Raw genomic sequence first — 13,959 nt, forward strand, 5'->3', positions numbered from 1 at the left:
CATATGACACATCTATTGATCAAGTTAAAGAACTATTAACTGATATAGCTAAAAACCATGCTCTAATTCTTAAAGATAAAGATATCTTTGTAAGACTTAGTAAGCATAACTCAAGCTCTTTAGACTTCACAATGAGAGTTTGGACTAAAAAAGAGAACTACTGGGATGTTTTCTTTGATTTACAAGAACTTGTTAAAAAGAGATTCGATCAAGAAGGAATTGAGATTCCATACAACAAACTTGATGTTTATTGTAAAACAACTGGTGAATAATAATATTTTAATAAAAAAACACAGGATAAAACCTGTGTTTTTTTATATTAATAGCGATCTATATCTCTCTAAAGAGTTATATAAAGTTAGCCTTATATTTTCATACTTTACTCTTGATGTTGTCAAAACTTCTTGAGAAATAAGAAAATCCAAAATAGATATCATCCCTTTTTGAAATTTAATTTTATCTCTATTATAATTCTCCTCTGCTTCCTCTAAAGCTTTAAAATAAACTCGCTCTAATTTTGTTAGCTTTACCATATCTAAATATGCTGATCTCACATTTACTCTAATATCATTTTGGGCTAATCTCTCCTGAGATTTTGATTTTTCTACACCTATATGTGCAGCTTCATAATTATCATAATCCTTTCCAAACTGAAATATATTCCAATTTACAATTACTCCACCACCCCAAGAGTTCTCAGTTCTGTGGTCTTCAGTGACATACTCCTTTCCTACAAACCCCTTTACATGGGGTAACATCTCAGATCTTGCTAACATCTTCTCAATATCAGCTTCACTTACATTTAACTGAGCAAAATTTGCTGCTATCCCTGATGTTAAAGCTTGATTTAAATCACTGTCATAATCTATATTTTTTAATATATTTCCATCTATATAGAAGTTCTCCACATCTATACTCTCAGAGTTTGAAAGATTTAGCTTTTGTTTTAATGTTAAAAGTCCAATCTCTATCTGGTTATGAACCTCTAAAATAGATGCTTCCATATCTAAAAGTTGATATTCAGCCTTTAAAAGATCAGCCTTTGTTGTTTTTCCAACTTTCTCCTTCTCTTTCTCATATTTTAAAGCCTCATCTAACTGCTCTTTTGAGATATTATAAGCCTCTAAACTATTTTTAGCTGAAAGTATCCCTGTATATATAGATATCACTTCTAATCTTGTATCTCTTATATTTTTTAAAAGAGCTAATGCTGCCCTTCTCTCCTCTATTTTAGCTTTTTTTATCTTTGCTGTTATAGCTCCCCCTTGAAATATAGGTTGAGATAGACCAATAAAATTAACATATCCACTTTTAGCTGTTTGTATAGGTGTGTTCTCTAAAAATGCACCATCTGTTTTTAAATAACCACCTACATAAAAAAGATTTGGCAGTGCTGTTTTAAATGCAGAGTTTAACTCCTTTTGAGATATATTCAAACTTTTTGCAGATATACTTACCTCCTCTCCCTGTTTTATAGCTAAATCTATAGCTTTATCTATTGTTATAACTTTAGCAAAAAGAGAGATTGTCATTGTAAACATCATCAATATTTTTAACTTCATTATGCTTTTCCTCCCATTAATCTAGTGTCTTTTTAAACTTCTTTATTGAGACTATAATTATTACAATAATCAAACCCATAAGAGCTGCTATTGGTTGAAGAAGTTCTTTAAACCCAACACCTTTTAAAATTATCCCTCTCAATATCTCATTAAAATATGTTAATGGAATAAAGCAACTTATAAAATATATTATTTTTGGCATAGCTTCCCTTGGAAACACAAAACCTGATAATATAACGCTTGGTAAAAGATAAGCTAGTGAAAGATGCATAGCCTCAAGCTGGGTATTTGATACTGTTGAGATAAAAATACCTATTGCTAAAGATGATGTTAAAAATATTGTTCCTAAAGTTATAAGTAGCGTTAAACTTCCCTTTATATCCACGCCAAATATTATTTTTCCAAGAATTAAAGTCATATCTAGTTCAAAAAAAGCTATAAAAACATATGGAATTATCTTTCCAATTACAAGTTCTAAAGGAGTTATTGGAGTCATAATAAGTTGCTCCATAGTTCCCTTTTCCTTCTCTCTAACAATGGAAAAGGCAGTGAGCATTATTGTTATATTTTGTAAAATCAACCCTATTATTCCTGGAATATTAAACTTACTACTCTCTAAAGTTGGATTATATAGTAATAGATTAAATGGCTTTATGCCTTGTCCTTTCTCCTTTGGTTTTATCACATTCTTTTGTAGCTCTTGAGAGTGATGATTTACAATAAGAGCTGAATATGATGACGCAGTTTTAGCAATATATGGATCTGAACCATCTATTAAAAACTGCACATCTGTAGGCTCTCCTCTTCGTAACCTAGTTGTAAAATAGTCTGGGATAATAACACCTATTTTTGTTCTTCCATAATCTAAACTTTTTTCAACTGCATCTGGAGTATCAACATACTCATAAACTTTCAAATACGTTGAGTTATTTAAACTACTAATAAGCTCTCTACTTTCAATACTTTTACTTCCATCATAAACTGATAGTTTTAAATTATCCACATCTGAGCTAACTGCAAATCCAAATAGTAATAGTAAAAAAATGGGAAGTATTAAGGCTATTACAAGACTAGCTCTATCTCTTTTAATATGTATTATCTCTTTTTTGGCAATAGTTAGAGTCCTATTTACATTAATCATAGTTTCCCCTCCTTTTTCCCACTATCTTTTTTCAATTGATCAAAGGATGAGATAACCTCTTTGTGTGAAAGCTCTTTTACATATATTATAAATACATCTTCAAGATTATCTGTATTATATTTTTTATATAAGTTTGCAGGAGTATCTATTGTAACTAGTTTTCCCTCAAAAATAAAACCGATTATATCACAAACAGAAGCCTCATCCATATAGTGAGTTGTTGCTAAAACTGTTATATCTCCATCTTTTATCAAATCTTTTATAGTTGTCCAAAACTCCCTTCTTGCCACAGGGTCAACTCCAGCTGTTGGTTCATCTAATATAAGTAACTCAGGTTTATGAATTATTGCACACCCTAGTGCTAATCTTTGCTTCCAACCACCAGAAAGATTTTTAGATAAAACTTTTCTTTTTTCATTTAAATTTAACATAACTATAATCTCTTCTATTCTATCCTTTAAACGCTCCTTTGGAATAGAGTATATCTCCCCATAAAAAGTTAGATTCTCCTCTATTGTTAAATCCTCATAAAGACTAAACTTTTGAGACATATACCCAATTTTAGATTTTATCTTTTCTGGATTGCTTTTTAAATCATATCCCAGTACTTTTCCCTCTCCAGAAGTTGGAGTTAAAACACCACATATCATTCTAATAGTTGTTGATTTTCCACTACCATTTGGTCCTAAAAAACCAAATATAACTCCCTTAGGTATTGAAAATGAAAGATTATCAACAGCTACATATTTATCAAACTTCTTAGTTAACCCCTTTATCTCTATAGAGTATTCATCTTTATTTACCTCTTCCTTATTCATAGTCCTAAGTCCACCCCCACAAGCATTCCACTTTTTAATCCACCATCATTATTTAAAACTTTTACTTTTATCTCATAAACTAATTTCATTCTATCTTTTTTAGTAACTATATTCATTGGTGTAAACTCTGAATCTGAAGCTATATAAACTATCTCTCCCTCATAGTCTTTATCTATAAAATCACTTTTAACTGTAACTTTTTGATTTAACTTTATTAAAGGTAGAATTTTCTCAGGAACATATATCTTTGTCCAAAGATTATTCATATCTAACATTGTCACAACTGCAATTCCTGGATTAACAACCTCTCCAATTTTTAAATTTACACTTTCAACTAATCCGTCAATTGGTGATACAAGTTTATTTTTATCTGCATATACCTTAGCTAACTCCAATCCTTTTTCAGATGATTGAATTTTAAGTTTATCTGATTCAACATCTCTTTTAGAAAAACCATTTACCATATATCTTAAATTTTCATCTGCTGCCTTTTTCTGTGCTTCATACCCCAATAGAGCCTCTTTTCCATTTTCTAAACTATTTTGAGCTGTAATAAATTGGTTTTGAGCATTTTCATAGTTTAATCTAGCTACATCTAGGTTATACTGACTTTCAAATTTTTTATTAAAAAGATCTTTTGTGTCACTATATATCTTCTTTTTATTTTCTAAATTTGAAACTGCAAATTTAAAACTACTTGTTAAAGTAACTAAGTTTTTTCTTCCTTGATCTACTTGAGTTTCTAACTGCTTAACAACCTCTCTTTGAGCAGCTATCTGCTCCTCTCTTGTTCCATCTAAAGTTTTTTGTAATTGATTTTCTGAAGACTTTAAGTTTATCTCACTATTCTCTACCTTTAATCTGTTCTCTTTATCATCTATTGCCACAAGTTCCTGTCCCTTTTTTACCACATATCCATCATCAACATACAGAACCTCTATCTTTCCAGGAATTTCAGAAGAAACGTTTATCTTATCCATCTCTAAAACACCATAATATATCTTATCCTCTCTCTTAGCAACTATATAATCAACTATAAAATATAATAAAATAGCAATAAGAACACCTATACCTACATACTTCACATCAACTGTTTTAAATTTTTCCATTACTTTTTCCTTTTCCACTGCTCTCACCTCATGTTTTTTTATTCTAGAACTAATACTTTATTTACTTGGCTTTTCTTTTACTCTCATTTACTACTTGCCGTTCTTTTTTCCTGTTTTTATAACAAAATAGTTATTTGACTTTAATATTTCCTCTGGGAAAAAATGAAAGAGTTATTGTTCACCGTATTTACTAAATAATAACTACAGATTGGAGGAATAAAGTGAAAAAGAAATGGATTATGTATCTCACAGTTTCAACTATTTTAATACTAGTGTTTCTATACTTTTACTTTAGAAGCACTAAAATAGATGCTGTAAAAGCAAAAAAACAAGATTATACTGAAAAAATACTTGTTACTGGAACTATACAAGCTAAAAACTTCTCCGTTCTTACCTCTGGTATCAATGGAGTTATTGAAAAAATATATATCCGTGAAGGACAACCAGTAACAAAAGGAAGTATTATAGCTAAACTTAATACTCAAGAGATTGAAGCTGATATAGCTAAAGCCAAGGCACTTTATGAAAAATCTAAGTATGATTTAGAAGTAGTTAGTAGTGTATCTTTAGAAAATGCAAAGGCTCAATTAAAGTCAGCTCAAATTAACTATGATATTAGTAAACGTGAGTTTTTAGACCATGAAAAACTTTATCAAAAGAAATATATAAGTCGATTGGAGTTTGATTCAAAAAAACAGGAGTTTATTAACTCTGAAAAAACCCTAAAAGATGCTCAAATTAATTTTAATACCTTTCAAAATGAGGGTGCTTCTTATAAAAGTGCACTAGAAAATACAAATTCAGCTGAAAGTAACTTAAAATCTTTAGAAAATAACCTTTCAAAATACTATATATCTGCTCCTTATGATGGTTTTATAACTGTTAGAAATGTTGAAGTTGGTCAAACTGTTGCTCCATATACAAGTATGTTTCAAATTTCATCTAATGATGAAAAAGTTGTTAGTATAAACTTAGATGAAAAATATATAAATAAAGTTACCCTTGGTTCACCTATTAAAATATATCCCTATGCTGATACAACTAAATTTTCCTCTGGAAACATCTACTATATAGGTATTAATGTAGATGAAACAAATGGCACTCTTGAAATTAGAGGGGATATTGATAAAACTCTACCTGAATTTCTTTTTAATAGTACCGTTAATACAATAATTCAAGGGGAAAGCTTTAAAGATGCCGTTCTTTTACAAGGGGTATACACTATACAGAAAAAAAATAAAACCTATGTATATCTATTAAAAAATGGTAAATCTAAACTAGTTGAAGTTCAAGGAGTTCCTGTAATTGATGGATTTATTGTTATAAGTGGTTTAGAAAATGATGATATTGTTTTATCACCTAAAAATATAACTGAAAATATTCGAGTAACTCCAATTTTTGAATCTTAAATAAATATAAACTTAAGGAGTGATGAAAAGTGAGATATGAATTTAGAGTTAGTATAAATTTTATGACTCACAATAAAGGGCAATCTCTTTTTATAATCTCCGCTATTGCCCTTGGAGTTGCCATACAGATTTTTATAGCTTCTCTTATAACCTCTTTACAGGCTAGTCTTATACAAAGAATTCTTGGAGATTCTCCACATATCTATATTGATGATGGAAATATGAGAGATAAACTTCTCCTTATAGAGGATAGCCCAATTGTTTATGGGAACTTTCCAACGACTAAAAATAAGATTGAAGAGTTTCAAGGGATTATTGATTACCTTAGTACTTTTGAAAAGATTAAAGTTATTGTTCCAACTATTGAGGGAAATGCTCTTTACACTAGAGATGGAAAAACTACCTCACTTATGATAAAGGGAATGGATTTAAACTCTGGAGATAGACTTTATAATATAATCGGAAGGGTTACATCTGGTTCACCAGTAATTGACTCTGACAATATTTTAATTGGAACTCGTTTAGCTAAAAACTATGAACTTCAAGCTGGGGATGTTATGCAACTTACTCTTCCCAATGGAAAGTTAGAAACCGTTCGAATCTCTGGAATCTTTGATTTGGAAAATGTAGGCTCAAATACCTCTCTTGTTATAATGGACTTTAATAAAGCTCAAAGGATTTTTAATAAAAAAGGAAATGTTACAAATATAAATATTCAAATAGATGATGTTTTTGATGCTCCCAATCTAGGAGAGATTATCCAAAAGCAGTATCCAAACCTTGAAGTTGTCCCTTGGACTAGAGATGCTGACAATATTTTAAAAGCTTTAAAAGCTCAAAGTAGTACAAGTTTTATAATTCAAGTTGTTGTTACACTTGCTACATCTATGAGTATTGCTAGTGTACTTTTAGTCACTGTTTTACAAAAGATGAAAGAGATTGGTATTCTTAAAGCCATGGGAGCTTTAGACCGCTCAACTGGTTATCTCTTTATTATTCAAGGAGCTTTAATCGGTTTTTTAGGTTCTATTTTAGGTCTCTTTTTTGGTTTAGGTGTAATAGAGTTCTATGTTAATTTAGCACAGCCTAACTTCAATATTATTGTCCAACCTGAAAAACTTGTGCTAATAATATTTATTTCAACGCTCTCTGGTATAATCTCAGGTATTATTCCAGCACGAAAATGTATGAAACTTAGTCCTATAGAGGTGATTAAAGATGAATAGAGAGGTTTTACAACTTATAAACATCGATAAATCTTATGGTGAAAAAATAGTTACTAAAGTTCTTAATAATATAAATTTAACATTTTATGAAGGTGAGTTTACTGCAATAATAGGTCAAAGTGGTAGTGGAAAAAGTACTCTATTAAATATAATAGGGTCTCTTGATAAACCCACTTCTGGAGATATACTTTTTAGAGGAGATAATATCTCACACTTTACTAATAATGAAATGGCTAACTTTAGAAATAGATCTATTGGTTTTATATTTCAGTTTCACTTTCTACTTCCTGAATTTACTGTTTTAGAAAATGTTTTAATGCCCACTTGGGTAAAATATGGTTATGACACTGAAAAGGATAAAGAGAGAGCCCTTGAACTTCTTGAATATGTTGGACTAAAAGATTTTATAAATAGAAACTCTAGTAATCTCTCTGGGGGTCAGCAGCAAAGGGTGGCTATTGCCCGTGCTCTTATGAATAACTCTGATATTATTTTAGCAGATGAACCCACAGGAAATCTAGATTCTGAAAGTAGTAAACAGATTTATAAACTTCTTAGAGAAATAAATCTTAAATTTAAAACAACTTTTATTATTGTAACTCATGACTCACGTATTTCTGATATGTGTGATCGTGTTATAGAGATTATGGATGGTAGAATTATTAGAGATGAAAATAAAAAGTAAATAAAAAATGGTAAAATTTTCTTTTACCATTTTTTTATTTTCTATTATTTTACAAGATACTTTTTCTCATAATCATCATATATATCTTTTAAAGTTTTTATCTCCTCTTGAGAGTAACCAGATTCTACTAATCTGTCAAGAATATCATGGTTTAACTCATCCATATAACAGATTGTTTTTTCGTTTAATATATTTATAACCTTTCTATACTTTGAGTAAATTTTTGTAATTTTCTCACCTTTTAATAGATTAGTTTTTAATTCCCAATTCATAATCCCATTTAGAAAGTTTTTATATCTTTTTAAAATCTCACTTCTTAACTTCTCATCTTCAACTAAACTTTCTATTATATAGTCATTTAAGCACTGAACATAAAGCACTCCATTTAGCTTTAAATTATTTACTGATTCTGAAAATCTAATTTCAGATAAAAATTTTTCTATTTTAATAAGGTAGTGATTTTCTACACAGTCTATAGATAGTATTTTATTTATTTTTTCCAACTCTTTTTTCAGAGCTATGTTCTCCTCATGATACTTCTTTAGTTCATCTCCCATTTTTTCCCAATCATAAACTTTTTTACCAGCTTTTTCCTTAGAGATAAACAAATCATTTTTACATTTTAAAAAACCATCTTTTTTTACAATCTCTAAAGATAACCTTTTTATCTCTTTCTCCATAATCTTTTGATCTTTTTCAGCTTCAACAACCTTTTTGCTTTTAAATAATGAACTAATCATAGTATCTCCCCCTCCCATTTAAATTCTTAATAGTTACTACTGACTGTGGTTCTTTTTTCCTGTTTTTTATTAATAAATATTAAAAAATAAATAAGCAGGTACTGGGAATGTACCTGCTTATCTAAATTAGAAAATTTTTTCATCAATTTGAGAGAAAATTGATGAGCATTAAAAGTTCAGTAATTGAATTATATATTAAATCCCTTATTTTGTCGAACTTTTAACTGCTCAACTTATGTTCGTTATTTGATTATTTTTTATATTTTTCTTAACTTTTGTATACTTTTTACTAGTCTTTAATTATAGTTCCTTGATAAATTCTTTCACTTCTAACACCTGGTTTTATCTCTCCATTTATTGAGTAGATTGTCTCTCCAATTTTTACAAGACCTTCTCCACATGGAGCCATAAATGGTACTTGACCTATTGATTTCCAAGTGTTATTAGTTGCATCATATACTAACATCTCTTTATTCCAATTAAAATCTTGTGGATCCATAGTAAAATAGTTATGTCTGTATTTTTCTAGCTCTTTACCTTTTAATGACCCTAACTTAAGGTTTGCATCATCCCAAACATCCTTATTAAATCCACCAATTACTAACATCTCATTACTATTTAATTTTACAGAGTTAGCACCTAAAAGAGATATCCCTTTATTTTTTAACTCTACATTTTTTACTTTTACCCATGTATCTTTAGCAAAGTTATATGCATAACCATCTGTAAATGCTACACCTGTTCCTCCACCAAATACATATAAAAGATCCTCTGAACCATTATTTAGAATTTGTCCAACTGGCTGACTTCTTTCTGTTCCCGGGAACATTTTTAAAGCTGTTGTTTTCCCAGTTGTTAAATTATATTTATAAAAATTCTTACTATCTTTTCCATCCTGCTTTCCACTTACAATATATATATCATCACCACGTAATACTGCTACTCCACTATGATAATTAAATGGTAACGTTCCTATTGTTTTAACTACAACATCTGTTTTATCAGCATTTAAAGTTATAAATAAAACTTCATTTGATATCCCACTTTGATATGTTCCTCCAACATAGTAGATTCCCTTATCTGTAGATATTGCTGTTCCATATCCAATCTCTTTTGGTAGTTGAGTATGCTTAACTAACTCTAAACCATTTTTTACTTTTTTCATTAAATATAAATCTGAATAAACTACCTTTGGTCCACCCTCAAGAACTGATTTATGTGGGAAATTTGCTCCACCAGCTACAACTACATAGTCACCTATGTTTCCAGCTAAAGGTCCCGCTACCCCTTTTTGTACCTCATAACCTTTTGGAACTGGTAAATCTTTAATATATCTCCAAGCTACATCTGTGTTTCCACTAGTTTTTGTTGAAGCTCCAGAGCATCCCGTTAATATTAAAGTTGCCATTGATAAACCTAATATGATTTTTTTCATAATACCCCTCCTCGTTATTAGTTTCAATTCTTTTATATACTTTATCCTTTTTATTTTGTCAAATTTTTTCTAGATGTTTTTATATTTATCTTGGTTTTTTTATATTTTTATACTATAATTTGAGATAGTATTTAAAAAATTTAACACGATTCTAGGAGAGTTTAATGAATTATTTTTTACATAAAGATTTTATAATTTCTGAAAAGAATAAAATTAGAACATATAAATATTTTCAAAGTATAAAAACTATTGAAACTGTTGTTTTCTTAAAAAACAAGGAGTATAAAGCTATTGTTGATGTTGAAAGTTTTCTTCACTTAACAAATTTTGACTGTTTCAATTGTTTAACTAACTGCTGTGTACAGTTCCCATATGAGTTTAATAAGAGATCTAGGAAAGTTATAGTAGAAAATTTAAAAGAGTATGACAATTTAACCAAAGCTGTTTCTATATTAAAGGCTGAAGGGTTAATAGAAAGTGAGATTGTTTCCTCAATAAAAAAGGACAGAATGCTTATTCCAGAAGAGCATGTAAATACAACTTTTGATAGATGTACTTGCTCATGTGTTCATGTTGATAGACATCTTTGTGCTATTCACAAAATATGTATTGACAAAAACTTCTCTTTAGAAGAGATTATTGATACAAAACCTTTATGGTGTTCTATATATCCATTAGAAATTATTCAAGAAGAGGATACACTTTATATTTTTGTTCCAACTAAAAAGAATAACTACTTAGCTATGAACGACTCAGATTTTCCATGTATGGATATTGAAAAATCTACTTCTCCATACTTTAGAAGAGAAAATCCCATTGGATTTGAACTTCATGACTATAAACCTTTTTTAGTATCTTACTACTCTATTTTAAAATATGTTTTAGGAGATACTTTTATTAAAGACCTTATGGTAAATCTTAACTTAAAAGATTCTAAATCAAATGAATTACAATATATACAAAAAATATAGTGAGGCTGACCATAAAGGTCAGCCTCTTATATATTTTCTAAAAATGGTTTTAACTTTAATTTATCATATTTTGTTATAGGAAAATTAAATTCAACTAATCTATCCTCTATATTATACTTAGAAAAATCTATATCTTCAAAAGCTATTACTACCTTAGGATTATTTTTCATTAAATACTCTTCAAAATCAAAAGTAGAAATTAACTTATACATTTGTTCATCTCTTTTAAGCCCAATATCCTCACATAAATCTATTATCATATCTCTATGTAAGAAATTATAAACTATAGCTATATCTTTAACTTTTTCAATCTTATTTTGATTATCTAAATAGATATTTGTTAAAAAAGTCATAGCTAAACTAGCCAAATCAAAACTATCTATCTCTTCAAAGTATTCTTTTAAAAGCTCTGATATCTTTTTATATGGAATTAGATAAGCTTTTCCTATAGCATTATTAAATATATAAAACTCATTTATATTAAACTCTATTTTATAATCTCTAACTATAATTATTAACATTATCCTTGCTAAAAGTTCTTTTGTAATTTTAATGTCTGTTTTCGTACTTTCACCAATAAATCTAATTAATTTCTCAGCCTCTATAGTTTTCTCTGGGTACAGATTCATTAAATTGCCTTTATACTGTTTTCTAGAAGTTTCTATTATCAAATTAATCTCAAAGTTTGTATAAAGTTTTGTTTTTTTTAAAAACTCTCTAAACTTCCTATCCTCTTCAACCTCTTCAATTTTTATATCAGTACTAAAATCTTGATACTCTTTTCTTAGTATAGAGATATATGATTTTAATTCTAAGTTTAAAAAAGCAAAAGTATTATCTTGAATATTCATAAAAGTAAGCATCTCTTTTACAATATTATAGACATTATACTCTTTTTTTAATTCCTGAAACTTTTGAAAGATTCCATCAAAAGCCTTTGGCAAATATTTTTGTTCTATAGATATTTTTATTAGATATAGATTAAAAAAACTTCTTTTATCACTCTCTTTACCCTCTAAAATAATTCCATATCTAGTTAGATTTTTAATCTCTAAATGAAATTTTTCTAAAATCTCCTTTAATTCATTTAAATCATTTGTTAGAGTTCTTCTTGTTACACCAATCTCTTCACTTATTTGACTTAAATTTATTATATCTGCTTTTAAAAACTTTAAAATTACATACATCTGTCTCTCTTCTGGAGTGAAACTCTGTTTTTTTCTTAATTTTTCTATTATTTTAGGTACTTTGTTAATCTTATTATGAATGTTTTCTATAGATTCCTCTTCAAATAAGCATTCTAAATCTTTTAAGTATCTTTTAGCTTTAAATTCAGAAATATTTAAAATTTGCGCCAACTCACTTGTTGAGTAAACATTTCTTCTTAAGCAATACATGATTTTAAAGTGTATTGATGTTACATTCATAACTTCACCCTCTTTTCTTATACCTAAATATTAAACCAAGTTATTTAAACCTTTTTCTATCGCTTTTTTATCTATTTTTTCTAAAACCTTCAGATAGTTAAACGACGATATTTTTTCAACATTTAAGTCTTGAGTTATCTCATCACTTAATATTAAATCATAGTGATTAACACAGTTTAAATAGTTAAATTTCAAATGGAAAGATGGCATAATATCTATATTTATATGCGGTATCTGCTTTTGTAAGTTCTCTTTTAAATATAGATCATGAGGTAGTATTATCTCGTTAAAAAGAAGTAAAATATTACCTATATCTTTTCTATTTTTCTCTATTATGATTTTTTTCAATATACCCAAAATGACAACTTTATCATAAAAATATATCTTAAGCCCTGTTTTCAATAAAGTTTCATCAAGTATTTTTAACAATCTTTTATCATCATTATTAAGTTTAGAAGAATACACCTTTAAAATGTTGTTTTCATATTTAAATAGAGACATATAAAGCTTTTTCAATAAAAGTTCTTTAAATCCTTTTTCAATATTTTCAATATTTAACTGTTTTTTTAACTCTTTCATCAATAATTTCGCACGCTCTATTATTCCCTGCTCAAAAAAGTTCTCTTTATTTTTTAAATTTAATAAAAATGAGAAAATCTGTTGTTTATAGTCTTTTGAATAACTTTCCAACTCTTTTTCTACTAGTTTTTTTATTTCAGCATACTGCTCTAATTTATCATAATCATCAGCAAATTCAAAACCATTAAAAGTATCTACACAAATTTTTAAAGCCAAAGAAAACGCTACAATAAACTTTGTCGCTGAAACTTCTGAAAAAGTAAATATTTTATAAAGTTTTTCTGAAAGTTCATTAACTTGAGAGTCTTTAAAAAGATTGTAATAAATTGTTGATGGGGATATTATAAAATCACATTTTACAAATAGTTTTATAAGTTTTTTACAAAATAGATTTTTATCTTGAAGAGACAAGTGAATTAATCTTAGTCCTTTAGCATTTTCATATTTATAGCTACTATTGTTTTCTGCTAACATATTTTTTACTACTAAAAAATATCTATTTATAGAACTTCTTGAAATTTGAAACTCATTTTTCTCTGATTCCAAATTTATAAAACCTTTAAAAATAAATTTTATATATAAATAATCTATAATATCCTCTGAGCTCATAAACTCTTTAGCATTTAAAATATAACTCCATTGATCCTTTTCTAAATTTAATTGATGTTTTCCATCTCTTACTTCTATCAAATTTAAACCTAAATCATTTAGACTACTATTTAATTGAGATATATTTTTAACCAAAGTTTTACTGTCTACATCTAAGTATAAAGCTAAGTCATTTTGGGAAAAACGCCCATGGTATAATAAATTTAGTATTCCTACATTTGTAGAATTCAAAACAATCACCTCCTTAG

12 protein-coding genes and 1 pseudogene are annotated in these 13,959 nt (G+C 28.1%); 5 read left to right on the forward strand and 8 right to left on the reverse strand.

The window, feature by feature from the left end; genetic code table 11:
* Positions 1–272, forward strand: a pseudogene (locus tag HMPREF0202_RS09640) (mechanosensitive ion channel domain-containing protein); the annotation flags it as partial.
* 42 nt (positions 273–314) lie between these two features.
* On the opposite strand, the gene HMPREF0202_RS09645 reads toward HMPREF0202_RS09640, so the two are convergent.
* From HMPREF0202_RS09645 to HMPREF0202_RS09660, 4 genes are read right to left on the reverse strand one after another with little or no spacing between them, the layout of a single operon-like run.
* The gene (locus HMPREF0202_RS09645; RefSeq protein ID WP_023050623.1) at positions 315–1,562 is read right to left on the reverse strand and encodes a TolC family protein; all 1,248 of its coding nucleotides are present in this window, start codon (positions 1,560–1,562) and stop codon (positions 315–317) included.
* 16 nt (positions 1,563–1,578) lie between these two features.
* Positions 1,579–2,703 carry an ABC transporter permease gene (locus HMPREF0202_RS09650; protein ID WP_023050624.1) on the reverse strand — a complete coding sequence of 375 codons (1,125 nt, stop codon included), beginning with the start codon at positions 2,701–2,703 and terminating at the stop codon, positions 1,579–1,581.
* Positions 2,700–3,521, reverse strand: coding sequence for an ABC transporter ATP-binding protein (locus HMPREF0202_RS09655; RefSeq protein WP_023050625.1), 822 nt, complete (start codon positions 3,519–3,521; stop codon positions 2,700–2,702). The genes HMPREF0202_RS09650 and HMPREF0202_RS09655 overlap by 4 nt, the downstream gene beginning before the upstream one ends.
* A complete protein-coding gene (locus HMPREF0202_RS09660; protein WP_051364156.1) occupies positions 3,518–4,648 on the reverse strand; it encodes an HlyD family secretion protein in 1,131 nt (376 codons plus the stop codon). Before HMPREF0202_RS09660 ends, HMPREF0202_RS09655 begins: the two co-directional genes overlap by 4 nt.
* A gap of 203 nt (positions 4,649–4,851) precedes the next feature.
* Between HMPREF0202_RS09660 and HMPREF0202_RS09665 the strand changes: the two genes are divergently transcribed.
* Genes HMPREF0202_RS09665 through HMPREF0202_RS09675 form a run of 3 tightly spaced genes read left to right on the forward strand, consistent with a single transcriptional unit; the run spans position 4,852 to position 7,950 of the window.
* Positions 4,852–6,039 carry an efflux RND transporter periplasmic adaptor subunit gene (locus HMPREF0202_RS09665; RefSeq protein WP_023050627.1) on the forward strand — a complete coding sequence of 396 codons (1,188 nt, stop codon included), beginning with the start codon at positions 4,852–4,854 and terminating at the stop codon, positions 6,037–6,039.
* 29 nt (positions 6,040–6,068) lie between these two features.
* Complete coding sequence (locus tag HMPREF0202_RS09670) at positions 6,069–7,265, forward strand: ABC transporter permease (RefSeq protein ID WP_040407148.1); 1,197 nt, start codon at positions 6,069–6,071, stop codon at positions 7,263–7,265.
* Entirely contained in the window at positions 7,258–7,950 is a 693-nt protein-coding gene (locus HMPREF0202_RS09675) for an ABC transporter ATP-binding protein (RefSeq protein ID WP_023050629.1), read from the forward strand. The genes HMPREF0202_RS09670 and HMPREF0202_RS09675 overlap by 8 nt, the downstream gene beginning before the upstream one ends.
* Positions 7,951–7,994: 44 nt before the next feature.
* Here HMPREF0202_RS09675 and HMPREF0202_RS09680 read toward each other — a convergent pair whose 3' ends face one another.
* Positions 7,995–8,690 (reverse strand): hypothetical protein, encoded by a 696-nt coding sequence (locus HMPREF0202_RS09680; protein WP_040407149.1) that lies wholly within the window; start codon positions 8,688–8,690, stop codon positions 7,995–7,997.
* Positions 8,691–8,979: 289 nt separating this feature from the next.
* Positions 8,980–10,125, reverse strand: a complete 1,146-nt coding sequence (locus HMPREF0202_RS09685) for a cyclically-permuted mutarotase family protein (RefSeq protein ID WP_023050631.1) — start codon at positions 10,123–10,125, stop codon at positions 8,980–8,982.
* Between the two features lie 164 nt (positions 10,126–10,289).
* On the opposite strand from HMPREF0202_RS09685, the gene HMPREF0202_RS09690 reads away from it, so the two are divergent.
* Positions 10,290–11,096: a hypothetical protein gene (locus HMPREF0202_RS09690; protein ID WP_023050632.1), complete on the forward strand. Its 807-nt coding sequence runs from the start codon at positions 10,290–10,292 to the stop codon at positions 11,094–11,096.
* A gap of 26 nt (positions 11,097–11,122) precedes the next feature.
* Here HMPREF0202_RS09690 and HMPREF0202_RS09695 read toward each other — a convergent pair whose 3' ends face one another.
* Both HMPREF0202_RS09695 and HMPREF0202_RS09700 read right to left on the reverse strand, forming a co-directional pair.
* The gene (locus HMPREF0202_RS09695; RefSeq protein ID WP_040407151.1) at positions 11,123–12,523 is read right to left on the reverse strand and encodes a helix-turn-helix domain-containing protein; all 1,401 of its coding nucleotides are present in this window, start codon (positions 12,521–12,523) and stop codon (positions 11,123–11,125) included.
* 30 nt (positions 12,524–12,553) lie between these two features.
* Positions 12,554–13,942, reverse strand: a complete 1,389-nt coding sequence (locus HMPREF0202_RS09700; protein ID WP_040407153.1) for a BglG family transcription antiterminator — start codon at positions 13,940–13,942, stop codon at positions 12,554–12,556.
* Positions 13,943–13,959 lie beyond the last annotated feature (17 nt).

The sequence above is a fragment of the Cetobacterium somerae ATCC BAA-474 genome (genome assembly GCF_000479045.1).
GTDB lineage: Bacteria > Fusobacteriota > Fusobacteriia > Fusobacteriales > Fusobacteriaceae > Cetobacterium_A > Cetobacterium_A somerae.

Excerpts from the sequence above, each read along its gene's own strand:
- HMPREF0202_RS09655 (WP_023050625.1), bottom strand. The coding sequence starts at position 3,521 with ATGAATAAGGAAGAGGTAAATAAAGATGAATACTCTATAGAGATAAAG.
- HMPREF0202_RS09685 (WP_023050631.1), bottom strand. The coding sequence starts at position 10,125 with ATGAAAAAAATCATATTAGGTTTATCAATGGCAACTTTAATATTAACG.
- HMPREF0202_RS09695 (WP_040407151.1), bottom strand. The coding sequence starts at position 12,523 with ATGAATGTAACATCAATACACTTTAAAATCATGTATTGCTTAAGAAGA.
- HMPREF0202_RS09690 (WP_023050632.1), top strand. The coding sequence starts at position 10,290 with ATGAATTATTTTTTACATAAAGATTTTATAATTTCTGAAAAGAATAAA.
- HMPREF0202_RS09645 (WP_023050623.1), bottom strand. The coding sequence starts at position 1,562 with ATGAAGTTAAAAATATTGATGATGTTTACAATGACAATCTCTCTTTTT.
- HMPREF0202_RS09650 (WP_023050624.1), bottom strand. The coding sequence starts at position 2,703 with ATGATTAATGTAAATAGGACTCTAACTATTGCCAAAAAAGAGATAATA.
- HMPREF0202_RS09680 (WP_040407149.1), bottom strand. The coding sequence starts at position 8,690 with ATGATTAGTTCATTATTTAAAAGCAAAAAGGTTGTTGAAGCTGAAAAA.
- HMPREF0202_RS09675 (WP_023050629.1), top strand. The coding sequence starts at position 7,258 with ATGAATAGAGAGGTTTTACAACTTATAAACATCGATAAATCTTATGGT.